Source organism: Lentzea indica (assembly GCF_012184385.1).
Lineage (GTDB): Bacteria > Actinomycetota > Actinomycetes > Mycobacteriales > Pseudonocardiaceae > Lentzea > Lentzea indica.
On the sequence record NZ_VSRL01000015.1, the window covers coordinates 53,543 to 74,967 of the forward strand.

The 21,425-nt window shown below is 67.3% G+C and carries 25 protein-coding genes and 4 pseudogenes; 12 read left to right on the top strand and 17 right to left on the bottom strand.

Annotation, left to right across the window (positions count from 1 at the left end; all coding sequences use genetic code 11):
- Positions 1–17 precede the first annotated feature (17 nt).
- A pseudogene (locus FXN61_RS51595) lies at positions 18–404 on the bottom strand (DUF2332 family protein); the annotation flags it as partial.
- Positions 405–432: 28 nt separating this feature from the next.
- On the opposite strand from FXN61_RS51595, the gene FXN61_RS06810 reads away from it, so the two are divergent.
- The 3 genes from FXN61_RS06810 to FXN61_RS06820 all read left to right on the top strand — a co-directional run bounded on the left by FXN61_RS06810 (position 433) and on the right by FXN61_RS06820 (position 2,291).
- Entirely contained in the window at positions 433–1,101 is a 669-nt protein-coding gene (locus FXN61_RS06810) for a metallophosphoesterase family protein (protein WP_167971307.1), read from the top strand.
- Positions 1,091–1,957, top strand: a complete 867-nt coding sequence (locus FXN61_RS06815; RefSeq protein ID WP_167971309.1) for a ParB N-terminal domain-containing protein — start codon at positions 1,091–1,093, stop codon at positions 1,955–1,957. Before FXN61_RS06810 ends, FXN61_RS06815 begins: the two co-directional genes overlap by 11 nt.
- A 109-nt stretch (positions 1,958–2,066) precedes the next feature.
- A complete protein-coding gene (locus FXN61_RS06820; protein ID WP_246290891.1) occupies positions 2,067–2,291 on the top strand; it encodes a GNAT family N-acetyltransferase in 225 nt (74 codons plus the stop codon).
- On the opposite strand, the gene FXN61_RS06825 is transcribed toward FXN61_RS06820, so the two are convergent.
- Both FXN61_RS06825 and FXN61_RS06830 read right to left on the bottom strand, forming a co-directional pair.
- A complete protein-coding gene (locus tag FXN61_RS06825; RefSeq protein ID WP_167971311.1) occupies positions 2,284–2,424 on the bottom strand; it encodes a hypothetical protein in 141 nt (46 codons plus the stop codon). The two genes, FXN61_RS06820 and FXN61_RS06825, sit on opposite strands and share 8 nt — an antisense overlap.
- Positions 2,425–2,449: 25 nt before the next feature.
- Positions 2,450–3,547 (bottom strand): hypothetical protein, encoded by a 1,098-nt coding sequence (locus tag FXN61_RS06830; protein WP_246290880.1) that lies wholly within the window; start codon positions 3,545–3,547, stop codon positions 2,450–2,452.
- A 119-nt stretch (positions 3,548–3,666) separates the two neighbouring features.
- On the opposite strand from FXN61_RS06830, the gene FXN61_RS06835 reads away from it, so the two are divergent.
- Together FXN61_RS06835 and FXN61_RS06840 are read left to right on the top strand one after the other, a co-directional pair.
- Entirely contained in the window at positions 3,667–3,969 is a 303-nt protein-coding gene (locus FXN61_RS06835; protein WP_167971313.1) for an ArsR/SmtB family transcription factor, read from the top strand.
- Entirely contained in the window at positions 3,966–4,466 is a 501-nt protein-coding gene (locus FXN61_RS06840; RefSeq protein WP_167971315.1) for an SRPBCC domain-containing protein, read from the top strand. The genes FXN61_RS06835 and FXN61_RS06840 overlap by 4 nt, the downstream gene beginning before the upstream one ends.
- A 48-nt stretch (positions 4,467–4,514) precedes the next feature.
- Here the strand turns inward: FXN61_RS06840 and FXN61_RS06845 are convergent.
- The 10 genes and pseudogenes from FXN61_RS06845 to FXN61_RS06890 form a co-directional block, all read right to left on the bottom strand.
- A pseudogene (locus tag FXN61_RS06845) lies at positions 4,515–5,401 on the bottom strand (SDR family NAD(P)-dependent oxidoreductase).
- Between the two features lie 271 nt (positions 5,402–5,672).
- Positions 5,673–6,857 (bottom strand): ABC transporter ATP-binding protein, encoded by a 1,185-nt coding sequence (locus FXN61_RS06850; RefSeq protein WP_167971317.1) that lies wholly within the window; start codon positions 6,855–6,857, stop codon positions 5,673–5,675.
- A gap of 7 nt (positions 6,858–6,864) precedes the next feature.
- Positions 6,865–7,709 (bottom strand): annotated as a pseudogene (locus FXN61_RS06855) (carbohydrate ABC transporter permease).
- The gene (locus tag FXN61_RS06860) at positions 7,709–8,659 is read right to left on the bottom strand and encodes a carbohydrate ABC transporter permease (protein WP_167971319.1); all 951 of its coding nucleotides are present in this window, start codon (positions 8,657–8,659) and stop codon (positions 7,709–7,711) included. Before FXN61_RS06860 ends, FXN61_RS06855 begins: the two are co-directional and overlap by 1 nt.
- On the bottom strand, positions 8,656–9,909 hold the full coding sequence (locus FXN61_RS06865; protein ID WP_167971321.1) for an ABC transporter substrate-binding protein: 1,254 nt from the start codon (positions 9,907–9,909) through the stop codon (positions 8,656–8,658). Before FXN61_RS06865 ends, FXN61_RS06860 begins: the two co-directional genes overlap by 4 nt.
- Before the next feature lie 168 nt (positions 9,910–10,077).
- Complete coding sequence (locus FXN61_RS06870; RefSeq protein ID WP_167971322.1) at positions 10,078–10,638, bottom strand: YflT domain-containing protein; 561 nt, start codon at positions 10,636–10,638, stop codon at positions 10,078–10,080.
- 100 nt (positions 10,639–10,738) lie between these two features.
- Entirely contained in the window at positions 10,739–11,026 is a 288-nt protein-coding gene (locus FXN61_RS06875) for a hypothetical protein (protein ID WP_167971323.1), read from the bottom strand.
- Positions 11,027–11,150: 124 nt separating this feature from the next.
- Positions 11,151–11,747 carry a hypothetical protein gene (locus tag FXN61_RS06880; RefSeq protein WP_167971324.1) on the bottom strand — a complete coding sequence of 199 codons (597 nt, stop codon included), beginning with the start codon at positions 11,745–11,747 and terminating at the stop codon, positions 11,151–11,153.
- Between the two features lie 38 nt (positions 11,748–11,785).
- Positions 11,786–12,553, bottom strand: coding sequence for a DUF3396 domain-containing protein (locus tag FXN61_RS06885; RefSeq protein ID WP_167971325.1), 768 nt, complete (start codon positions 12,551–12,553; stop codon positions 11,786–11,788).
- A 135-nt stretch (positions 12,554–12,688) separates the two neighbouring features.
- Positions 12,689–13,885, bottom strand: coding sequence for an acyl-CoA dehydrogenase family protein (locus FXN61_RS06890; RefSeq protein ID WP_167971326.1), 1,197 nt, complete (start codon positions 13,883–13,885; stop codon positions 12,689–12,691).
- A gap of 201 nt (positions 13,886–14,086) precedes the next feature.
- Between FXN61_RS06890 and FXN61_RS06895 the strand changes: the two genes are divergently transcribed.
- Positions 14,087–14,479, top strand: a complete 393-nt coding sequence (locus tag FXN61_RS06895) for a DUF4190 domain-containing protein (protein WP_167971327.1) — start codon at positions 14,087–14,089, stop codon at positions 14,477–14,479.
- Positions 14,480–14,481: 2 nt separating this feature from the next.
- On the opposite strand, the gene FXN61_RS06900 is transcribed toward FXN61_RS06895, so the two are convergent.
- A complete protein-coding gene (locus FXN61_RS06900; protein ID WP_167971328.1) occupies positions 14,482–14,658 on the bottom strand; it encodes a hypothetical protein in 177 nt (58 codons plus the stop codon).
- A 147-nt stretch (positions 14,659–14,805) separates the two neighbouring features.
- A pseudogene (locus FXN61_RS06905) lies at positions 14,806–15,704 on the bottom strand (HpcH/HpaI aldolase/citrate lyase family protein).
- Between the two features lie 170 nt (positions 15,705–15,874).
- On the opposite strand from FXN61_RS06905, the gene FXN61_RS06910 reads away from it, so the two are divergent.
- Genes FXN61_RS06910 through FXN61_RS06930 form a run of 5 tightly spaced genes read left to right on the top strand, consistent with a single transcriptional unit; the run spans position 15,875 to position 19,241 of the window.
- A complete protein-coding gene (locus FXN61_RS06910) occupies positions 15,875–16,213 on the top strand; it encodes a hypothetical protein (protein ID WP_312877587.1) in 339 nt (112 codons plus the stop codon).
- Positions 16,210–17,043: an aminoglycoside phosphotransferase family protein gene (locus FXN61_RS06915; RefSeq protein WP_167971329.1), complete on the top strand. Its 834-nt coding sequence runs from the start codon at positions 16,210–16,212 to the stop codon at positions 17,041–17,043. The genes FXN61_RS06910 and FXN61_RS06915 overlap by 4 nt, the downstream gene beginning before the upstream one ends.
- Before the next feature lie 14 nt (positions 17,044–17,057).
- Positions 17,058–18,311 carry a magnesium transporter MgtE N-terminal domain-containing protein gene (locus FXN61_RS06920; protein ID WP_167971330.1) on the top strand — a complete coding sequence of 418 codons (1,254 nt, stop codon included), beginning with the start codon at positions 17,058–17,060 and terminating at the stop codon, positions 18,309–18,311.
- Positions 18,304–18,789: a DUF1003 domain-containing protein gene (locus FXN61_RS06925; RefSeq protein WP_167971331.1), complete on the top strand. Its 486-nt coding sequence runs from the start codon at positions 18,304–18,306 to the stop codon at positions 18,787–18,789. Before FXN61_RS06920 ends, FXN61_RS06925 begins: the two co-directional genes overlap by 8 nt.
- The gene (locus FXN61_RS06930) at positions 18,786–19,241 is read left to right on the top strand and encodes a hypothetical protein (protein WP_167971332.1); all 456 of its coding nucleotides are present in this window, start codon (positions 18,786–18,788) and stop codon (positions 19,239–19,241) included. The genes FXN61_RS06925 and FXN61_RS06930 overlap by 4 nt, the downstream gene beginning before the upstream one ends.
- On the opposite strand, the gene FXN61_RS06935 is transcribed toward FXN61_RS06930, so the two are convergent.
- On the bottom strand, positions 19,231–19,629 hold the full coding sequence (locus tag FXN61_RS06935; RefSeq protein WP_167971334.1) for an NUDIX hydrolase: 399 nt from the start codon (positions 19,627–19,629) through the stop codon (positions 19,231–19,233). The genes FXN61_RS06930 and FXN61_RS06935 overlap by 11 nt on opposite strands.
- The gene (locus FXN61_RS06940) at positions 19,626–20,093 is read right to left on the bottom strand and encodes a MarR family winged helix-turn-helix transcriptional regulator (protein WP_167971364.1); all 468 of its coding nucleotides are present in this window, start codon (positions 20,091–20,093) and stop codon (positions 19,626–19,628) included. The genes FXN61_RS06935 and FXN61_RS06940 overlap by 4 nt, the downstream gene beginning before the upstream one ends.
- 103 nt (positions 20,094–20,196) lie before the next feature.
- Between FXN61_RS06940 and FXN61_RS06945 the strand changes: the two genes are divergently transcribed.
- Positions 20,197–21,342, top strand: coding sequence for an Mrp/NBP35 family ATP-binding protein (locus tag FXN61_RS06945; RefSeq protein ID WP_167971336.1), 1,146 nt, complete (start codon positions 20,197–20,199; stop codon positions 21,340–21,342).
- Positions 21,343–21,425 lie beyond the last annotated feature (83 nt).

Below are 21,425 nucleotides of genomic sequence, written 5' to 3' on the forward strand. Positions count from 1 at the left end.
GGCGCGCTGCGGCCGGGTTCGTTGGTCTGCACGACCGTCGTGCCGATGCGATGTCGCAGGAGATCCGCGTGCTCCTCGAGGGCGGGCAGCGCGTCCTCCCACAACGTCGGCAGGTGCGGCTGGCCACCGACGGACGGGTAGTGCTTCGCAAGGCCAGGCGCGCGCCCTTCGAGCACGAGCCGGTGCACGGCGCCCGCGAACCGCAGACCTGGCACGGTGGCCTCCCGGTCGCGTTCGGCGCCCGCCATGATCTTCGCGGTGACGCCGCCCTGACTGAGGTCGGCGGCAGCGTCGTTGAGGAGTCGCTGGGTCAGCGGACTGCGCTCGCGGCACCCGTGGGCGGCCGCGGCGAACAGCTCGGCAAGCACGGCGTTGACGCTAGTGGCAGCGCTGTCCCGCGTCATCTGGGACGAGCCTCATTACGCTGCTGGAATGGTTCGGGTGCTCGCGGTGGCGGATGAGATCGTCGAACAGCTGTGGACCGATCAGGTGCACCAGCTCGAGGTGGACCTGATCGTCGCGGCCGGCGACCTCCCGTTCGACTACCTGGAGTTTCTGGCCAACGCGCTGGACAAGCCCCTGGTCTTCGTCCCCGGCAACCACGACGTCGATCTCTCCGGCTACTCCAACGTGCGCGGCCTGTGGACAAAGGCGGGCGTGCCGGTGCGCTGGCCAGGTCCAACCGGTGCGGTGAACGCGGACGAACGCGTGATCGACGTCGCCGGCCTGCGCATCGCCGGTCTCGGTGGTTCGATCCGCTACAACAGGTGCCCGAACCAGTGGACGGAACGGCAGCAGGCCCGCCGCGCCCGCCGGGTGTCCCGGCTGGCCGGGTGGCGCAGGCTGCGGGACGGACGTGGCGTGGACGTGCTGCTGACCCACTCGCCGCCGTTGGACTGCGGCGACGAACCGGATGCACCGCACCGTGGGTTCGAGTGTTTCCGTGGCTTGGTCTCGCGGTTGCAGCCTCCGTTCATGCTGCACGGCCACATCCACCCGCACGGCGTGCCACGGCCAGATCGTCATCTCGGCGACACTCGCGTGGTCAACGTCGTCGGATACAAAGTGCTGGACGTTTCGGGAGCTCACGATGAGACGTGACACCGGTTTTCCCGTGGCCGACGCCGAGAACGACTTCCTCCGCGCCCGCCGCCGCCAGGTGATGTCGCGCCTGGCCGCCTGGCTGCGCCGCGAGCCGGACGACGTGAACATCATGCTGCCGTTCCACGAGGTCGTGGAGGCGCTCGGCATGGTGTCCGAGAAACGCCTGGGCCTGCAGCCCATCCGCCTCGACTCGATCGTCGGCAGCGTCGACCGCACCCGCGACTTCGACCGCCGCTTCCGCCCCACCTCCGGTCGTGTCCGCGAGCGGTGGCAGCGGCTTGCGCTGGCCGCGCGGCGAGGCGAGAGCGTCCCGCCGATCGAGGTCTACCGGATCGGCGAGCTGCACTTCATCATCGACGGCCACCACCGGGTGTCGGTGGCGCACGCGCTGGGCCTGTCGGTGATCGACGCCTACGTGACCCAGGTGATCACGCGCGTGAACGCCGCCGGAATCCGGTATCGCGGCGACCTGATCGTGAAGGACTACCGGCGGCTGTTCCTGGAACGCGTCCCGCTGACCGGCGAGGCTCGCGCCGCCGTCGTCCTGTCGGACCCGTGGGACTACGCCGAGCTCGGCGAGCACATCGAGGCGTGGGGCTTCCGGTTGATGCAGGACACCGGCCAGCTCCTCGATCGAGGCGAGGTCGCGCGGCGCTGGTACGCCGACGAGTACAAGCCGGTCGTGGCGATGCTGCGGCAGGCCGAGATGATCGGCGACCGGACCGAGACCGAGGCCTACATGTGGGTCGCGGCTGAGCGGTACCGGCTCATCCGCACGCACCGGTGGGACGCCGACGTGATCAACGCCGTGCGCGAGGAAACCCAGTCGCACGGACGAGGACACCGCGGTTAGTTCAGCCTCCCGTCGCCGGCCGCTGCTCAGGTACTCGCGGTGGCGAGGCTGGCCGAACGGCAGCGCTGCTGACCTTCGCAAGACGTTCGGAGAGCCGGGCTTCGACAGGCTGGAGATCGGTTACGGCGTGGTGCCGTCACGCCAGGGACGCGGCTACGCCTCGGAGGCCACCGCTGCGCTGACCTCGTTCGCGCTGTCGTTGGACGGCGTGCACACCGTCCACGCCAACGTCGAGCGTGCCAACCCGGCCTCCGCCCGCGTGCTGGAGAAGGCGGGCTTCACCCGGTACGACAGCACCGACGAGCTGTTCAGCTACCAGCGCACCGTCAGCTGACCGGACCGAACTCGCGGTCGAGCACCTCGGGCCAGTCGCCGTAAGCCATGCCGCCGTTCATGAGCACGTCGCGCCAGTCCAACGCGCTCAGCTCGACGGCCTTCCACAACCTCTCCGCGCTCCCCTCCGCCATCAACACAAGCGCGGCGTGGACGCGCTCAACGTCCTGGTTGCCGGTCTCGGCCAGGGCCAACGCGCCCAAAGCCTCCTCCGCCTCCGCACCGAAGTCGCGGCTGACCCGAGCGGCGACCCGTTCCGAGACGCTCATCGAGGCGCCACCCGCGGGCCGTCCGCGTCGGCAGCGGCCGCGCCTGGTCCAGCACCTCGTCCGTGTACTTGTCCAGCAACCGAGTTCCGATCTGTTGTGCGTACCCGAAGATCACCGCCCACAGCAGCAGCGCTGCCGCAGAAGGAATCCCGATCAGCCCGCTCGTGACGCCCGCTCCGAGGGCCAGAATCCCGACCACCGCCAGTGCCGCACCGAGCATGATCTTGATCAGCGCCTGGTAGCCGATCATCACGTACGGCGAGAGCGATGGCCGGCGGCGTAAGAGCAGGACCACGGCGGCCAGCACCGCGCCGAACGAGCCGAGCACCTGCACCAGCCACACGTCCACACCGGACGCCTTGGCGGTGCCGCCTGGGCACACCGTCGGCAGCGCGTTCTCCTTCGGGTCGACGCACAGCGGGATGATGCCCGGCTTCACGATGCCGACGACGCCGAGCACGGTGTTGATCACGAACAGCACCAGCGAGGCCGCGATCAGCTTGTTGCGCAACGCGCGTGATCCGGCGTGCGCGAAGTCCGAGTTGTCGTAGGCGGCCCGCAGCGCGTCGACCACGATCGCGCGCTCCACCGCGGGCGCGAACTCCCCCGGCCGCAACGCCTCCAGGGCTCGGCGGCGTGGATCGTCGTCGTCGAGGTACTGCGCCACACGCGCCCGCAGGCCCGGCAACCTGCCCAGGAAACCGCGCTCCGCCGAGATCGTCGCCACCTCGGCCTCGTGCAGGGCGCGCCACGCCCGTTCGATGTACCAGCCCGACCACCACGACGGCACCATCCGCCACCACGGCTCGCGGTCGCTGAGCATCGCCTCCACCACCGCCGCCTGCTCCTCGGCGGTGCGACGCCACACGTCGCCCTCGGGATCGACGGGATCCGACGGTCCGAGCGCGGCCAGATCCGCGCGGACCCGGTCCAACCGGGACTGCACGACGAGTCGCCAGTCGGTGACTCTGGGTTTGCGCTCGGCCATGTCCCGATGGTGACATCCAGCACCGACAATTTCGGCAGCCATCCGTGTGACGTGCGAAAACGTCACCTGATCACCTATATACACTTGCGCTTATATACGCCACGAGTTATGTTCGGATCGTGGACGTCTTCGAGGCCGTGGCCGAACCGAACCGCCGGCACCTGCTGGGTCTGCTGGCCGAACGCGACCGCACCGCGGGCGAACTCGTGGACAGCCTGCCGACGCTGACCCAGCCCGCCGTGTCCCGGCATCTCCGCGTCCTGCGAGAAGTCGGCCTGGTCGAGGTCCACCCGGACGGCCAGCGCCGCATCTACGCACTGAAACCCGATGGCCTGCAACAGATCGACACCTGGATCACGCCGTACCGCCGCTATTGGCGCAACCACCTCGACGCACTGGAACAGCACCTGGAGGACCGATGAACGACCTCGGCACCGTGACGATGAACGGCGACCACGCGATCCTCACGTTCGAGCGCAGGCTGCCGTTCCCGATCGACCGCGTCTGGGCCGCGATCACCGATCCCGCCGAACGCAAGGCATGGCTCGGCACAACGCGAATCGAGGACGGAGAGATCGTCATCGAGCCGGAGGACCCGCCCGCTCCACCGGAGGCCAAGCGCGTCACGGGCCGCATCCTGACCTGGCAGCCGCCGCACCAGGGCCGCGCGGTCTTCGAACACGAGTGGCAGCAACGAATCGTGGAGGACAGCGTCGTCCGCTACGAACTCGAATCCGATGGCGACGAGACCCTGCTGACCTTCACCCACCGCGGACTGTCCGAACGCAACGCATTGGGCTTCGTCCCGGGAACGCACGCCTTCCTCGACCGGATGCGGGCGCACCTGAGCGACGAGGAACTGCCGAACTGGAGCGAGCGCTACGCCGAGGTCGCGGCGGCGTACCCGGCGTGGAAATGAGAAAGGGAGACGCCGCCTTGGCGAAGCGACGTCTCCCCACCAGCGGGCTCAGGCGGTCTGCGAAGGCTCCACCAGTGCACGGAGCCGGGGAGGCATCCTCTTCTCCAACCCGTACGGTTCGAGATGAGCCTGCAACACGCCAGTGAACGCCCGCTCCACCGAAGCGGTGTCCCAGTTGTCGCTCTCCAGGATCGGCTGCTTGAAGTACGGCTGGCCGACGATGTGGAGCTGCCGGCCGTTGCAGCGGATGACCTGCCCTGTGATGCCCTCGGAGCGCTCGAGAGCAGGAACAGCACCAGCGGCGCCACCTTGCCCGGCGTCCGGTCGGCCGGAATGGCGCGCAGGGAACGTTCCGACTTCCACACCATCCGCGTGTGCGCGACGGGGCAGACGGCGTTCACGCGGATGCCTTCGGACTCCAGGTCGAGGGCCCACGAGTAGCTCAGCGACGCCACCGCGCCCTTGGTCGCCGAATAGGTGGCGAGTTTGCGCTGGCCGAAGGACGCGCCGGAGGAAATGTTGATGATGGAACCGCCACCGGACGAACGCATCGCCCGCATCGCCGCGATTCCGACGTAAATGACACCGAGGACGTTCACCTCGACGACGTGCTTGATCGTCTCGGGGTCGTCTTCCCACGGCGCGGTCTCGTAGTTCAGTCCGGCGTTGTTCACCAAACCGTCGATGCGGCCGAATTCGTCCACGCACAGGTCGACGATCTTGGCCGCCTCGCTCGGGTCCGCGACCGTGTGGTTGGAGGCGACGGCGCGGCCGCCGTACCCGCGGATGTGCTCCGCGACCCGCTCCGCCAGGTCACCGTCGTTGTCGTTGACCACGACCGAGGCGCCGGCCAGGGCCGCGTGCATCGCGTAGGCCTCGCCGAGTCCTCGGCCCGCCCCCGTGATGACGACCGCTTTATCGTCCAGGATCCCCATTGCACGCTCTCTTTCATCACTCGGCGGCGGTTCCCCGGAACCCCCCTGTGGTCCTGTACCCGCCTTCGACAAGCGTGCGGACCAACCGGAGCCGCGCAGAAGATGTTTCGATGAGACGTCGCTGCAGAGCGCCCAATGGCGTAGCGAGTTCGGCCCGGCAGATGCAGCCGCACTAATCAGCCCCAAGTACGCCAGGGCTTTCACCCTAACCCGAACGAGTGAAAAACGGGCCGCCTTCCCGAGCGGGAAGGCGGCCCGTTCTAACGAGAATTCACCGTTCCGTGTAAGTCAGGTTCCTGCCGGTGGACGGGTCGAAGACCTGCACCTTGTCCGCGTCGAACCAGATGTCCGCCGAGGCTCCCTCCACCGCGCCGGACGCCGACGACAGGCGCGTGACGAGCGAAATGCCCTCACCCGGCACGTCGTCCGATCCCACGTCCGCCGCCAGTTCCTGGAGATCGGCCGACGCCGCCTGCTCGCCCGTGAGGTTGAAGTAGGCGTACTTGTCCGACCCCATCGACTCGAGCACGTCCACCTGCGAGGTGAACTTGCCGCCTGAGGCCAGCGCCGTGGCTTCGACCAGGGAAGCGTCCTCGAAGTGCTCAGGACGGATGCCCATGATCACCTCGCGAGGACCCTCCGCTGCCTCCACCAGCTGCCGCACCCGGTCCGTCAGCGTCACGTCGCCGAGAACCGAACGCAGTGAGCCGTTCTCCAGCGTCGCCGGCATGAAGTTCATCGACGGGGAGCCGATGAAGCCCGCGACGAACAGGTTCGCCGGCTGGTCGTAGAGGAACTGCGGCGCGCCGATCTGCTGCACGACACCGCCGCGCATGACCACGACCCTGTCGCCGAGGGTCATCGCCTCGGTCTGGTCGTGCGTCACGTACACCGTGGTCGTGCCGAGCTGCTTCTGCAGGCGCGACACCGAGGTCCGCATCTGCACGCGCAGCTTGGCGTCCAAGTTGGACAGCGGTTCGTCCATCAGGAACGCCTTGGGGCTGCGCACGATCGCGCGGCCCATCGCCACGCGCTGCCGCTGGCCACCGGACAGGTTGGACGGTTTGCGGTCGAGGTGTTGCGTGAGATCCAGGATGTCGGCGGCCTCCTGCACCTTGCGCTCGACGGTGGCGTTGTCGACCTTGGCCAGCCGCAACGGGAAGGCCATGTTCTCCTTCACCGTCATGTGCGGGTAGAGCGCGTAGGACTGGAAGACCATCGCGATGTCGCGGTCCTTCGGCGCCCTCTCGTTGACGCGCTGCCCGCCGATGCGCAGCTCTCCGTCGGTGATGTCCTCCAGGCCCGCGATCATGTTGAGGGTGGTGGACTTCCCGCAGCCGGACGGCCCGACCAGGATGACGAACTCGCCGTCGGCGATCTCGAGGTCGACCTCCTGCACGGCCAGCGCGCCGTCGGGATACCTCTTGGTCACCTTGTCCAGAACGATTTCTGCCATGAGCAACTCACCCCTTGACGGCGCCGGAGGTCAGGCCGGCGACGATCCGGCGCTGGAAGAACAACACGAAGAGGATGATCGGGATCGTGATGACCACGGCTGCCGCCGCGATCGACCGGCCGGGTCCTCGAACTGCGAGCTGCCGGTGAAGAACGACAGCGCCACCGGCACGGTCCGCGACTGCTCGGTCGAGGTGAGCGAGATCGCGAACAGGAAGTCGTTCCAGCAGAAGATGAACACCAGGATCGCCGTCGTGAACACACCCGGCGCGGCCAGTGGCGCGATGACGCGACGGAACGCCTGCCCCGGCGTCGCACCGTCCATCTTCGCCGCCTTCTCGAGCTCCCAGGGGATCTCGCGGAAGAACGCCGACAGGGTGTAGATCGCGAGCGGCAGCGCGAACGTGATGTACGGCAGGATCAGGCCGGGCCACGTGTCGAACAGGCCGAGCCCACGCTCGATCTCGAACAACGGGGACACCAGCGAGACCTGCGGGAACATCGCGATCAGCAACGAGACGCCGACCAGCAGGTTCTTGCCGGGGAAGTCCAGCCTGGCGATGGCGTAGGCCGCCATCGTGCCGAACACCACGGCGATCACGGTCGCGATGATCGCGATGCCGATGGAGTTGATCAGCGCCCTGGTGAACTCCGACGTCGCGAAGATGTTCTTGTAGTTCTCCAGGCTCCATTCCCGCGGGATGAAGTTGCCGTCCGCGAGCGTCGCTGGCGACTTGAACGACAACGAGGCGATCCACAGCACCGGGATCAGCGCGTAGATCACGACGACGGTGTTGAGCACACCCCAGCCGACCTTCTTGCCGGTCGTCTCGGCTCCTCCGATGCCAGCCATCAGCGCTTCCCCCCGTCGTTGCTGCCGGGAGCAGCCGTTCCGAAGAGCTTGATGAAGATGAACGCGATCAGCGCCACCATCAGAAAGATGAGCACCGACATCGTGGATCCGATGCCGAGGTTCAAGCCCTTGATGAGGTTGTTGTAGGTCAGCATCGACACCGACGACGTGCCCTGCGAGCCCGCGGTGAGCACGAAGAGGTTGTCGAAGATGCGGAACGCGTCGAGCGTGCGGAACAGCAGTGCCACCAGGATCGCCGGCTTCATGATCGGAACCGTGATCTTGATGAACCGCTGCCACGCGCTCGCACCGTCCATCGCGGCGGCCTTGAGCAGGTCGTCGGGAACGAGCGCCAGACCGGCCATCAGCAACAGCGCCATGAACGGCGTGGTCTTCCAGATCTCCGCGAGACCCACGACCAGCAGAGCCGGGATCTTCTCGGTCAGCACCGGGTCCCCGCCGAGCGCTTCGGCGAGGTAGCCGGTGCCGGGCGTCCAGGCGAACCGCCAGGAGAACGCGGCCACGACCGTGACGATGCCGTACGGGATGAGCGACGTCGTCCGCACGATCCCTCGACCGACCAGCGCGCGGTGCATGATCAACGCGAGCGCCATGCCCAGCACCAGTTCGATCGCGACGGTGAAGACGGTGAGCAGCACCGTCACCCACACCGCATCCCACCAATACGGGCTGCTCAGCACCGTCACGTAGTTGTCGAACCAGATCCACTCCGTGCGGTCCGGGAACTTCAGGTCGAACCGCTGCATCGACAGCAGGATCGAGTAGAGGATCGGCCAGCCGGTCACCGCGAGCATGGTGATCGCAGCCGGCGCGCAGAGCAGCCAGCCGAGCTTGCGCTCGGCCCTCTTGCCCTCGCTCAGCGCGACTTTCTTCTTGTGCGCAACGGGTTTCGCCGCCGTGTCTGCCTTTTCCGCGGTCGCGTGACTCACGGCAGCACCCCCTTGGAGTCGAGTGCGTTCTGGAGTTCCTCACGCAACCGGTCCGCCGTCGCCTGCGGGTCGATGTTCGCCGGCGGCGACAGAATCGTGGAGATGACGGTGGAAACGTTCTGGTACGCGGGCGTGCGCGGCCGCACACTCGCGGTCTCCAGCGTCTTGATGATGTCGTCCTTCATCGGGTACGCCTCGACCATCTCAGGCTCGTCGTAGACGGACTTGATGGTCGGCGGCACACCGTCCTTGAGGGCGGCCAGCTTCTGGCTCTCGGCACCGCGCAGACACAGCACGGCGTCGAACGACTCGTCCGGGTGCGTGGTGTAGTTGCTGACGGCGTAGTTGATCCCGCCGACGGTGACCTTGGCGGCTTCACCGCTGACCGTGGGATACGGCGCCCACTTGAAGTTCTTCGCGAAGTCCGGTTTCTTCTGCGCCGACGCGTAGACGTACGGCCAGTTGAGCTGGAACGCCGCTTTGCCGGACTCCATCAGCAGGCGTGCGGGGTCCTCCGTGGAGTTGGAGAACGACGGGTCGATCGCCTTCGACGTGGCGAGCTTCTTCAACGCCGCCAACGCTTGTACGGCCTTGTCGTCGACGATCGCCTTGGTGCCGTTCTCGTCGAGGATGGTGCCGCCGTTGGAGTTGACGAGGGTGTTGAACAGCACGACGAGCCCCTCGTACTGCTTTCCCTGTCCCACGATCAGGCCGGGCTGCCCTTGTGCGACAAGGGCTTCGGCCATGGAGATCATCTCGTCCCACGTCTTCGGCGGCGTGGGCACGAGGTCCGAGCGATACCAGAGGAGTTGAACGTTGGTGTTGTCCGGAGCGCCGTACAGCTTGCCCTCGTAAGTGGCCGTGTCGAGCGGCGTCTTCAGCGTGCCGCTCTCCACCTGTGACTTGACCGAGCCGGTGAACTCCTTGATCCAGCCCGCCTTCGCCAGCTCCGCGGTCCACGTGACGTCGAGCGCGAGAACGTCCATGCTGTCGTCCTCGGCAGCGAGTCTGCGCACCATCTGTTCGCGCTGACCATCTGCCTCACGCGGCAGCTTGTTGTAGACGATTTTGTAGCGCCCACCGGCCTTGGCGTTGCAGCCGTCGACGATCGCCTGGAAGTTCTCCTGGTTGTACTTGTAGACGTTGACGGTGATGCCCTGGCCGCCAGACCCGCACGCCGTGAGCGTTGTTGCCGCGAGCAATGCGGCCCCCGCCCCGACGGCGAGTCGATAGCGCCGTGTCGCACCCATCGGCCCTGCCTCCTTCCCGACTACACGGAGGAGCCAGACCGCAGCGCCCGGCACCTCGTCGTGCCACCGGCCGCACCGGGCGGACCGGTCAACCGAACCTAGGCCCGGTGATCAGGAGCCGCAACCAAGGGAAGCAACGATTCAGAACCAATAGGTTGTCCCGGCGTCTCAATTCCCGGGGTTCGGGGGCCGCATCGCGAGCTTGGCGAGCAGGTCACGCCCCTTCTCAGCCGACTTGGGGTGACAAAGCACGTCATACCTCCCGGCGACCAGCTGACTGGCCGACTGGAAGTCCCGCTTACCGCGCGCTGACCCGTACCCGACCGCCGCGAACACGAGCCCGAAGAACACACCGGTGATGAGGCCCGTGAGAACCGGCCCGACCGTGACCCCGGGCTCAGGGCTGAAGAGCGTGAGCAGCAAACCCACGAACAGACCGAACCAGGCCCCGCTCGCCGCACCGGTCATGAGGACGCGGCTCCACGTCAGCTTGCCCGTGACCCGTTCCACGAGCATGAGGTCGACACCGACCACGGTGATGTCCTGCACCGGGAAGTCTTCCAGCGCAAGGAAGTCGACCGCGCGCTGCGCTTCTTCGTACGTGGCGTACGAGCCGATCGGCCACCCCGTCGGCGGGGTGGGCAGGCGGGGCGGGACGCCGGGCCGGTTCGAGTTGGCGAACGGACTCGTCACAGGGACCACCTCTGTCGGACGCGCTGATCGTTCCATCCTGCCAGTGCCCGGTGCGGCGTGCTCAGACGCCTACGGGTGGTTTGCCGGGTTCGCGGACTTGCAGCCCGCGAACCCGCCACTTCACACCGGCGCCGCGTCAGGGGAGCGGTTCGAACTCAAGTCCTTCGAACTCGAACCGCGCCTGGTCGATCGCCTCCTCAACGCTCGAGTGGGCCGTGTCGGAGACGACGTTCGACTCCTCGTCGCAGTAGAAGAGGTACACGGTCTTCTCCCCGCTGTACCTGGCCAGGGCCAGGCCGCGCACGACGTCCGGAAAATCCGAGACCGAGTGAACCGTGCCGCCCGTCGGCTTCTGTGCCGCGCCGACCGGAGCGAAGGAGAACACCTCGGCGCCGTCGAGTTCGGCCGGGGGCCGCTGCGTCACGGAACAATCACCACCATCGTGTTCTCGATGACCTTGCCGTCCTTCTTGTCGTAGGCCTCGAAGTGGATGTGATGGTCATTTGACGCCATCTGACCGGCTGATTTCCAAACTTGCGTTCGAATCCTTAGCACGGGAACGCGAGCTCGAACCGATGCGCGAACGCGCGGTAGGACCTGGCGTAGACGTCCACGCTGTCCGCCACCCGCTCCCGCTCGCGCTTCAGCACGTCACCGGCCGCGCCGGCGTTCCCGTTGATCACGTGGATGATCGCCAGCTTGCGAGCGCGCTCGAAGTCGAGCAACGACTCCGGCTTCGCGACGAGTTCGCGGGACAGCGCGTCCCACTTGGCGTGCTTGTCGATGTACGGCTTGCCGTACATCAGAAACGCGCTCACCAGTGACGAGGCGACCGGCGCATGGTCGCCACCCGGCTCGAAAGCCCACCGCCAGACGGGTTTCTCGCCCATCAGGTAGCCGAGGGGTGCGGAGACCAGCGGAGCGGTGGTCGCGAGGCCCAGAGCACGGCAGACGTCGTCGTAACGCTTGAAACAGACGCCCACCAGCGGCGTGAGCTCGAGTGAGCCCGTCACGCCGAAACCGAGCCATCCGAAGACGCCGTCACCGCGGTCCTGGAGCCAGACGTGACCGCGGCGGACGAAGCCCGTTGGACGCAGCGCGGTGTCCACGGCTACCAGCACATCGGTTTTCGGTGATGGCCTCACGCACGACAGGGTCCCACCGATGATCGGATCCGGCAGGGTCAGTGCAACACGGGCTGCAGGAACTCGGCCAGCTTCTGCACCGCGTCCGGGGGCACTTCGTCCAGATGTTCGGTCAACTGCAACAGGATCCGGCCGCCACCGAGATGGTCGACGGAGAAACACGGTGCGGAAGTGCAAACCTCTTGCACACCACCCAAAGCAGCGACTTGACGTGGGCCGAGCAACGTCGCCCAGTGCGGGCCGCGGGCCAACTCCGCGGCCATGAAAAGGGATTCGTCGAGCCCCACACCCACGGAGACCTCGTGCGCGGTCCGCACACCGACGCGATCCAGCGTGATCCAGCCTCCCGAAGCGCGCACCACACCAGCCCCTGAGCGGAACGCCGAGAGCCAATCCTGTTGGACCACATGGGAAATCCAGCCACCGAACAACGAGCGGGAGGCGGTGACCACCACCTGGTGCGGGAACGAGGGGTCGTCCTTCAGCAGGATCTCCGCGCACCAGCCACCGTCGACCATGGGCACGCCCTGGAAGTCGAGCTGGACGAGCTGCACGCGCAGGAACGACGGCAGCTCCGAAAGAGCCTTGTCCCACGAAGAAAGGGTGAAGTCACCCGAAGAGAGCAGCAGGCGGGCGTAACCCGGTGGACCCCATGGCGTTGTATCCGATGGCCGGTAGTCGCGGGCCACCGACACGAGCTCCTCCACCGAAGCAGGGCAGAGGGGTGCCAGGACGTCGGTGAAGAGGGCGCCGAACCACCGGGCCAGCGCGGGACGGTCGACGCCAGAGAACGTGTCCAGCTCCATGCGGACCACGTGCGGCGGCGACACAGGTCCCGGAAGTGTCAGGTCTGTGCTCAAAGTGAGCGAACCCTATGGCCCGCACGGGAAAACCGTTAGGGGCCACCCTCGTGAAAGATTGACCCCTAACGGACGAACCTTCTAGCCGCGCGACTGGTAGTCGCGGAGCAGGCCGCGGGAGATGATCGTCTTCTGGATCTCCGACGTGCCCTCGCCGATCAGCAGGAACGGAGCCTCGCGCATCAGGCGCTCGATCTCGTACTCCTTGGAGTAGCCGTAGCCGCCGTGGATGCGGAACGCCTCCTGCGTCACCTCGGCGCAGTACTCGGACGCGATGAGCTTGGCCATACCGGCCTCGACGTCGTTGCGCTGGCCCGAGTCCTTCAAACGGGCCGCGTTCACCATCATCAGGTGCGCCGCCTCGACCTTGGTGGCCATCTCGGCGAGTTTGAAGGCGATGGCCTGGTGCTCGGCGATGGCCTTGCCGAAGGTCTTGCGCTGCTGGGCGTACTCGATGGCGAGCTCGAAGGCGCGGATCGCGATGCCGCACGCGCGGGCGGCCACGTTCACGCGCCCCACCTCGACGCCGTCCATCATGTGCCGGAAGCCCTGACCGGTGACACCGCCCAGAACCTGGTCAGCGGCGATCTCGAAGCCGTCGAACACCATCTCCGTGGTGTCGACGCCCTTGTAGCCCATCTTGTCGATCTTGCCGGGGATCGTGAGGCCAGGCAGGACCTCGCCGTAGCCCTCCGGCTTCTCGACCAGGAACGTCGTGAGGTTCTGGTGCGCCTTCTCCGCGCCCTCGTCGGTCTTCACGAGCACCGCTGTGAGGTTCGACGTGCCACCGTTCGTCAGCCACATCTTCTGGCCGTTGATGGTGTAACCCGACTCGCCCTTGACCGCCCGCGTGCGAATTGCCGCGACGTCGGAGCCGAGCTCCGGCTCGGACATGGAGAACGAGCCGCGCACCTCGCCGGCCGCCATGCGCGGCAGGTACTTCTGCTTCTGCTCGGGCGTGCCGTGCTGCTTGAGCATGTGCGCCACGATGAAGTGGGTGTTGATGACACCGGAGACGCTCATCCAGCCGCGCGCGATCTGCTCGACGACCAGCGCGTAGGTCAGCAGGGACTCGCCGAGGCCGCCGTGCTCCTCCGGAATCGTCAGGCCGAAGAGGCCCATCTCCTTCATGCCCTCGACGATGTCGGTGGGGTACGTGTCGCCGTGCTCCAGCGTCTGGGCGTGCGGAATGATTTCCTTGTCCACGAACGTGCGAACAGTCGCAAGGATTTCTTCCTGGATGTCCGTGAGACCCGCGGTCTGGGCGAGGCGCGCCATCGCACTTCCCTTCCAAGGCTTTGGTTACCGGCGAGTATGGACCGGTTAACGCCCGTTTGCGACCGCGGTGTGCTCACCGCAACACAGTCGCGTCAGCTGTACCGAAACAGCATCCCTGACTGGTGGAATCGTGCACCCACACGCGACCAACTCGGTAGGCGGACCTTAAGATCCCGCCTCACCACATCTAGGGGGACCGCGATGACCTACGACCCGTACAACCCGAAGCAGCAGCCAGGAGATCCGTACGGGCAGCAGCAGCCCTACGGCCAGCCAGGGCAGCCTGGCCCGTACGGCCAGCAGCCGATGTACGGCTACGGCTACCCGCCACCCATGCCTCCGAAGCCGCAGACGAACGCGATCCTCGCGCTCGTGCTGTCGTGCGTGGGTCTTGCCACCTGCGGCGTGACGGCCATCGTCGGCGTCATCTTCGGCCACATCGCGATGGGAAGGATCAAGCGGGGCGAGGAGGACGGCCGCGGCATGGCGCTCGCGGGCGTGATCGTCGGTTACGTCGTCATCGCCGGCTGGCTGCTGTACCTGGCGATCATCATCATCGCGATCGTCGCGGCGGCCAATCAGAGCACTTACTGAGCTCAGCCCGCGAGGGCGATCTCCAGGGCGCCACCGCAGTGGCGGCAGACGTCGGCGAACACGTGGACGTCGGCATCGCATCCCGGGCAGCTGCGCAGGCTGCGCTCGAGCAGGTCGTCTTCGTGGCGTTTGAAGAGCCGCAACCGTCTGCTGCCCTTGCCGTTACTCGAATGTGACATGCCCGTGAGCATGCACCCCACCGGGGGCCGCACCGCAAACTTCGGTGACGGATTGTGCGCCACTTCACCCGTTTTGAACGCAACCCGTGACGGTCGAACACGTCCAGTGATAGTTGGGGTGAAGTGGCGCACAATCAGTAACGGAAATCAGTCCTCCGGCGGCGTCCAGATGTTCGACCGCGACATGCCGGCGGCACGCCCCTTGCCGGAGATCACCAACGCCATCTTGCGCGACGCCTCGTCGATCATCTCGTCGCCGAGCATCACCGCGCCGCGCTTACCGCCCGCCTCGGACGTGAAGTAGGCGTACGCGTCGAGGATGTTCTCGGCGTGGTCGTAGTCGTCCTGCTTCGGGCTGAAGACCTCGTTGGCCGCGTCGATCTGGCCGGGGTGCAGCACCCACTTGCCGTCGAAGCCCAGCGCCGCGGAACGACCGGCGACGCGCTTGTAGCCCTCGACGTCGCGGATCTGCAGGTAGGGGCCGTCGATGGCCTGCTTGTCGTGGGCCCGCGCGGCCATCAGGATCCGCATCAGGATGTAGTGGTAGGCGTCGCCGACGTCGTAGCCGGGCGGCTGCTCGCCGACGACCAGCGACTTCATGTTGATGGACGCCATGAAGTCCGCGGGGCCGAAGATGATCGTCTCGACGCGCGGGGACGCGGTGGCGATCGCGTCGACGTTCACGAGGCCCAGAGCGTTCTCGATCTGCGCCTCGATGCCGATCTTGCCGACCTCGTAGCCCATCGTCTTCTCGATCTGGGTGATCAGGAAGTCGAGCGCGACGATCTGCTCGGGCGTCTGGACCTTCGGCAGCATGATGCAGTCGAGGTTCGCGCCCGCGCCCTCGACGACCTCGGTGACGTCGCGGTAGGTCCACTCCGTCGTCCAGTCGTTGACGCGCACGACGCGGGCCCTGTTGCCCCAGCCGCCCTCGTTCAGGGACGCGACGATGGTCTTGCGGGCGTCGGGCTTGGCCAGCGGGGCGCAGGCGTCCTCCAGGTCCAGGAACACCTGTCCGCCGGCAGCGTGCGCGCCTTGTCGATCATCTTCTGGCTCGAGCCGGGGACCGCCAGACACGAGCGACGGGGACGCTGCTGGTCGACCACTGGAGTACCTCCTCGTACCGGCCGGTAACTATGTGCGCCACAGTGGCACGCATCATCTCCGGGCGCATATTCGCTGAGTCCCGTTTCACAAAGCCTGGCAGGCTGAACCGGTGGAGATCACTCGAGTACTGGACGCGGCACTGCGGAAAGCGGCGGCCGTGTGGATCACCTCGCCAGGCCACGAACCCCGCCTCGTGCACGCGCACTGGCGTGACGACGCCCTCTGGGTCATCACCGGCGGCTCAGAACAAGAGGTACCTGGCCTCACCGACCAGGCGCAGGTCACCGTCACAGTCCGCTCCCCCAGCACGCACTCGCACCTCATCGACGCTCCCGCCACCGCGCACCTGACCGAGCCCGACGAGGAGACGACGCAGGCCTTGAAGACCGCACGGCTCAACACCAAACCGGAGTGGGAAGCGGTGTACCGCCTGGAGTTCAGCGCATGATCACCGTGCCGGAGGGCTTCGGACAGGGACTCGGGGAGGGCGCGCCGGAGTGGGTCGCCAAGCTGCCGACACTGGCCACCAAGGCCTGCTCACGCTGGCAGCTCACCCCGGACGGTGCACTGATGAACGGGTTCTGCGCGGTCGTGCTGCCGGTCCGCCGGGCCGACGGGCATCCCGCCGTGCTCAAGCTGACCTGGGTCGACGGGGAGAGCGAGCACGAACCGCTGGCGCTCAGGCTCTACGACGGCAACGGCGCCGTGCGGCTGCTGGACCACGACGAAGAACTCGGCGCGTTGCTGCTGGAACGCCTTGATCCGCACTCGCTGGACGACGAGCCGATCGAGCTGGCGGTCGGCGTGATCGGCGAGCTGCTGCGCCGCCATCGCGGAATCCAGGCGCCGAGCGAGATGCGCCGGTTCGCGAACACGCTCGAAAACCACCCGGCGGTGCCTCGCAAGCTGCTCGACGCTGCCCGCGAGGCCGGCACCAGGCCGATGGGCACGACGCTGGTCAACGAGGACCTGCACTACGAGAACGTGCTGCGCGGAGACCGCGAACCGTGGCTGGTGATCGACCCGAAGCCGCTGTCCGGCGATCCCGAGTACTGCATGATTCCGTTGCTGTGGAACAGGTTCGACGAGCTGGACGGCCGCAGAGGGCTCACCGACCGGTTTCTGGCGCTGTGCGACGCGGGTGATCTGGACGTGGCGAAGGCGCGCGACTGGACGCTGTACCGCGCCGTCGCCAACTGGATCTGGTGTCTCGAAGAGGACATGGAGGATCAAGCGGTGATCTGCGCAGAGATCGCCGGGTGGGCCGTCAGATCGTGATCTAGCCTGGTCATGTGGTGGCTGTGAACCGGGTTTACATCGCTCAGCTGGCCGGGCTTCCCGTCTTCGGCCCCGACGGCGAACCGATCGGCAAGGCCCGCGACGTCGTGATCAGTCTGCGGATCGACCGGCAGCCGCCGCGCGTGCTCGGCATGGTCGTGGAGCTGGTGACGCGCCGGCGGATCTTCGTGCCGATGCTGCGGCTCACCTCGATCGAGCCGAACGCGGTCACGCTCGCGACCGGGTCGGTCAACCTGCGGCCGTTCCACCAGCGCGTCAACGAGGTGCTGGTGATCGGAGAGGTGCTGGACGCCAAGATCCAGCTCGCGGACGGCGGCACGGCGATCGTCGTCGACGCCGCGATGGAGCTCACCCGCACCCGCGACTGGCGGATGGTCCGCGTCGCCGCCCGGCAGCGCACCGGCAGGTTCAGCCCCAAGGGACCGGTGCAGGTGTGGCGGTGGGAGGACATCGGCGGGCTGAGCGTGAACGAGATCGCGGGCCAGCCGCAGGGCGCACAGCAGCTGGTCGCGGTGTTCGAGGGCATGCGCGCGGCTGACGTGGCGAACGCACTGCACGAGCTGCCGCCCAAACGCCGCTACGAGGTCGCGGACGCGCTGGACGACGAACGACTCGCCGACGTCATCGAGGAACTGTCCGAAGAGGACCAGAAGGACGTCCTGGCGCACCTGGACGAGGAACGCGCCGCGGACATCCTGGAGGCGATGAACCCCGACGACGCGGCGGACCTGCTGGCCGGGCTGGCAGAGGGCACCAAGGACCGGCTGCTGGAACTGATGGAACCAGAGGAGTCCGAACCGGTCCGGCGGCTGCTCGAGTACTCGTTCGACACGGCGGGCGGCCTGATGACGCCGGAGCCGATCATCCTCACGCCGGACGCGACGATCGCGGAAGCGTTGGCACGGGTGCGAAATCCCGATCTCACGCCGGCGTTGGCATCGATGGTCTTCGTGTGCCGCTCACCGTCCGCGACGCCGACCGGTCGTTATCTCGGCTGCGTGCACATCCAACGGCTGCTGCGAGAGCCGCCGTTCGACCTGGTCGCCGGTGTGCTCGACACGGACCTCGCGCGACTGCCGCCGAACGCCTCGCTGAGCGACGTGACGCGCTACTTCGCGACCTACAACCTGGTGTGCGCACCGGTGACCGACGAGGCCGAGCACCTGCTCGGCGCGGTCACGGTGGACGACGTGCTGGACCACCTGCTGCCGGACAACTGGCGCGAGACGGGACTGAGCCATGCCTGAACTGCTGCCCAGGCGCAGACTCGACCAGCCGCGCGAGCCGCGCGGCTTCCGCCTGACCATCGACCCCGACGCGTTCGGTCAGTTCTCCGAACGGCTCGCGCGCTTCCTCGGCACCGGCAAGTTCCTGTTCTGGCAGACGCTGCTCGTGATCGCGTGGATCACGCTGAACCTGTTCGCGGTGACGCTGCGGTGGGACCCGTACCCGTTCATCCTGCTGAACCTGGCGTTCTCGACACAGGCCGCCTATGCCGCGCCGTTGATCCTGCTCGCGCAGAACCGGCAGGACGATCGGGACCGGGTGTCGCTGGAGGAGGACAGGGCGCGGGCGGCGCAGACCAAGGCGGACACCGAGTACCTGGCACGGGAGCTGGCGGCGTTGCGGCTGGCCGTGGGTGAGGTGGCGACGCGTGACTTCATCCGCGGTGAGCTGGAGAAGCTGGTGAAGGAGCAGAACAACCTCAAGAAGGTCCGGCCGTGACGGTCGAGGAGTTCCGCGACGTCGTGGCGTTGTGGCACGTCGGTCAGAGGTCAGCGAGCGACGTCGTCCGTGCGGCCTGCGAGCTGCTCGTGGCCGGCGTGGACGGCCCTTCGGTCAGCGCGCTGGCCGGGGCGTCACTGCGACATGCCTGGGAGGAGATGCCGCCGTTGCTCGAGGACGCGCTGCGGGAGCTCGGGCTCGAACACCACGAGCTCGGCAGCGAGGGCGGCAAAGAAGAAGGTCTGCGACTGATGGCTCGTCGCACGCTCGCCGGGAAGATGCCGCCCCGAGAGCTGGCCGAATGGGTGCACAACAACTTCGGACACGACCTGCCGCAGGCGGAGGGGCTGGCGCGGCTCGACGACATCTACGACGTGCTGGAGTACACGGATCTGTCCCCGGCCGATGTGGATGACCAGGTGATGACGGAAGTGCGCCGGATCACGTCCTGATCTGTCCACCCGCGACCAGGTCCGACAGGACCTCGTGGATCGCGGGCGCTGTTTCGGCGTGCTCGCGGTACTCGTCGCGCGTCACGTACGTGAGCTCGGCGATCTCGCTCGTGGGCTGCGGTGTGCCGTGAAGCCGTGCCGTGAAGCAGGTCATGTCGACCATCGCGCCCTCGCCCTCCCCGTAGGCGGGTGCGACGTAGCGCTTCAGGACCTCGGGGTCTTCGAGCTCGATCCCGAGCTCCTCCCTGACCTCCCGGCGCAGAGCGTCCTGAGGGGACTCGCCCGCCTCGATCTTGCCGCCCGGCAGGTAGAAGGCCTTCTTGTTGCGTGAGCGCACAACGAGGAGGCGGCCAGCCTCGACGTGCACCAGTCCCACCACCGTGATCACGGATACACGTCGTCCGCGGCCAGACGGTCACACGTGCGGCCGAAGGCCTCGAGCTCTCCGGGCCCGAAGCTCTCCCCGAAGTGCTCGGCGACACCGGCGAGGTGGGTAGCGGACGCACTGCGCAGGCGTTCGGCACCGAGCGGTGTGAGCACGGCCACGATGCCGCGTCCGTCACCGTCGGCGCGTTCCCGCCCGACGAGGCCCGCACGTTCCAGACGGTCCACCAGGCGGGTCACGCCAGAGCGGGACAGCAGGACGGCATCGGCCAGTTCTGTCATGCGCATGCGCATGGAAGGCGTCTCGGCCAGTTGAACCAGCACGTCGTACGCCGCGAGCGAAAGGCGCTGCTCAGCAATCAGTTCGGCCTCGAGGACCCTCGTGATCCGTGCATGCGCGCGGAGGAACGATCGCCACACCCCTAGCTCGACACGGGTGGGCAACCGGGAACTACCCGATTCCGGCACGAACGTCGATGTTACGGACAGCGCCCGCCCGGCTACGACCTGGGCCTGTGCACAAATGTGACCGGCCGGTAGGACAGGCGTGAACCGGACGTAGCATGGCTGGGTGACCACCACGCAGCCCCTCCCCACCGTCGAGGACGTCCGCAAGGCGCTCTCCGGTGTGCAGGACCCCGAGATCAGGCGCCCGATCACCGAGATCGGCATGGTCAAGGACGTCGAGGTCGGCTCGGACGGCGCCGTGGTCGTCGGGGTGTTCCTGACGGTCGCAGGCTGCCCGATGCGGGACAAGATCACCAAGGACGTCACCGAGGCCGTCCAGGCGCTCGACGGCGTGTCGTCCGTGCGTGTGGACCTGGACGTCATGAGCGACGCTCAGCGAACCGAGCTTCGCAAGACCCTGCGCGGCGGCGCCGAGGAACCGGTCATCCCGTTCGCCCAGCCGGGCTCGCTGACGCGCGTGTACTGCGTCGCGTCCGGCAAGGGCGGTGTCGGCAAGTCGTCGGTCACGGTGAACCTGGCCGTGGCGATGGCCGCGCGCGGCCTGTCGGTCGGCATCGTCGACGCGGACATCTACGGCCACTCGATCCCCCGCATGCTGGGCGCGGACGGCCGCCCCACCCAGGTCGAGAAGATGATCATGCCGCCGCAGTCGCACGGCGTGAAGGTCATCTCGATCGGCATGTTCACGCCAGGCAACACCCCGGTCGTGTGGCGCGGCCCGATGCTGCACCGTGCACTTCAGCAGTTCCTCGCGGACGTGTTCTGGGGCGACCTGGACGTGCTGCTGCTCGACCTGCCGCCCGGTACCGGCGACGTCGCGATCTCCGTGGCGCAGCTGGTCCCGAACGCCGAGATCCTGGTCGTCACCACGCCGCAGCAGGCCGCCGCCGAGGTGGCGGAGCGGGCGGGGTCGATCGCGCTGCAGACCCGCCAGCGGGTCGCCGGTGTCATCGAGAACATGTCGTGGCTGGAGATGCCCGACGGCTCGCGCATGGAGGTCTTCGGTTCCGGCGGCGGTCAGGCGGTTGCCGAGTCCCTGAGCAAGACCATCGGTTCTGAGGTGCCGCTGCTCGGGCAGGTGCCGCTGGACCCGCGGCTGCGGGAGACCGGTGACTCGGGCACGCCGATCGTGAAGGCGGTGCCGGAGTCGGCAGCGGCCAAGGTGCTCCTCGACGTGGCGACGAAGCTGTCCGTCCGGTCGCGCGGCCTGGCGGGACGTCTGCTGAACGTCTCCCCCGCCGGCCGCTGACGGCGTCTGCAAGTACCACCAACTCTTGATCAAACCGCTCATAACTACCCCCAACCTGTTCGGCGCTCGCCGAACAGGTTGGG

Bases quoted from the DNA above. Each gene is read 5' to 3' on its own strand.
- FXN61_RS06810 (WP_167971307.1), top strand. From the start codon at position 433: ATGGTTCGGGTGCTCGCGGTGGCGGATGAGATCGTCGAACAGCTGTGG.
- FXN61_RS06815 (WP_167971309.1), top strand. From the start codon at position 1,091: ATGAGACGTGACACCGGTTTTCCCGTGGCCGACGCCGAGAACGACTTC.
- FXN61_RS06825 (WP_167971311.1), bottom strand. From the start codon at position 2,424: ATGGCGGAGGGGAGCGCGGAGAGGTTGTGGAAGGCCGTCGAGCTGAGC.
- FXN61_RS06830 (WP_246290880.1), bottom strand. From the start codon at position 3,547: ATGGCCGAGCGCAAACCCAGAGTCACCGACTGGCGACTCGTCGTGCAG.
- FXN61_RS06840 (WP_167971315.1), top strand. From the start codon at position 3,966: ATGAACGACCTCGGCACCGTGACGATGAACGGCGACCACGCGATCCTC.
- FXN61_RS06850 (WP_167971317.1), bottom strand. From the start codon at position 6,857: ATGGCAGAAATCGTTCTGGACAAGGTGACCAAGAGGTATCCCGACGGC.
- FXN61_RS06865 (WP_167971321.1), bottom strand. From the start codon at position 9,909: ATGGGTGCGACACGGCGCTATCGACTCGCCGTCGGGGCGGGGGCCGCA.
- FXN61_RS06870 (WP_167971322.1), bottom strand. From the start codon at position 10,638: ATGGAACGATCAGCGCGTCCGACAGAGGTGGTCCCTGTGACGAGTCCG.
- FXN61_RS06885 (WP_167971325.1), bottom strand. From the start codon at position 12,553: ATGGAGCTGGACACGTTCTCTGGCGTCGACCGTCCCGCGCTGGCCCGG.
- FXN61_RS06890 (WP_167971326.1), bottom strand. From the start codon at position 13,885: ATGGCGCGCCTCGCCCAGACCGCGGGTCTCACGGACATCCAGGAAGAA.
- FXN61_RS06895 (WP_167971327.1), top strand. From the start codon at position 14,087: ATGACCTACGACCCGTACAACCCGAAGCAGCAGCCAGGAGATCCGTAC.
- FXN61_RS06900 (WP_167971328.1), bottom strand. From the start codon at position 14,658: ATGTCACATTCGAGTAACGGCAAGGGCAGCAGACGGTTGCGGCTCTTC.
- FXN61_RS06915 (WP_167971329.1), top strand. From the start codon at position 16,210: ATGATCACCGTGCCGGAGGGCTTCGGACAGGGACTCGGGGAGGGCGCG.
- FXN61_RS06925 (WP_167971331.1), top strand. From the start codon at position 18,304: ATGCCTGAACTGCTGCCCAGGCGCAGACTCGACCAGCCGCGCGAGCCG.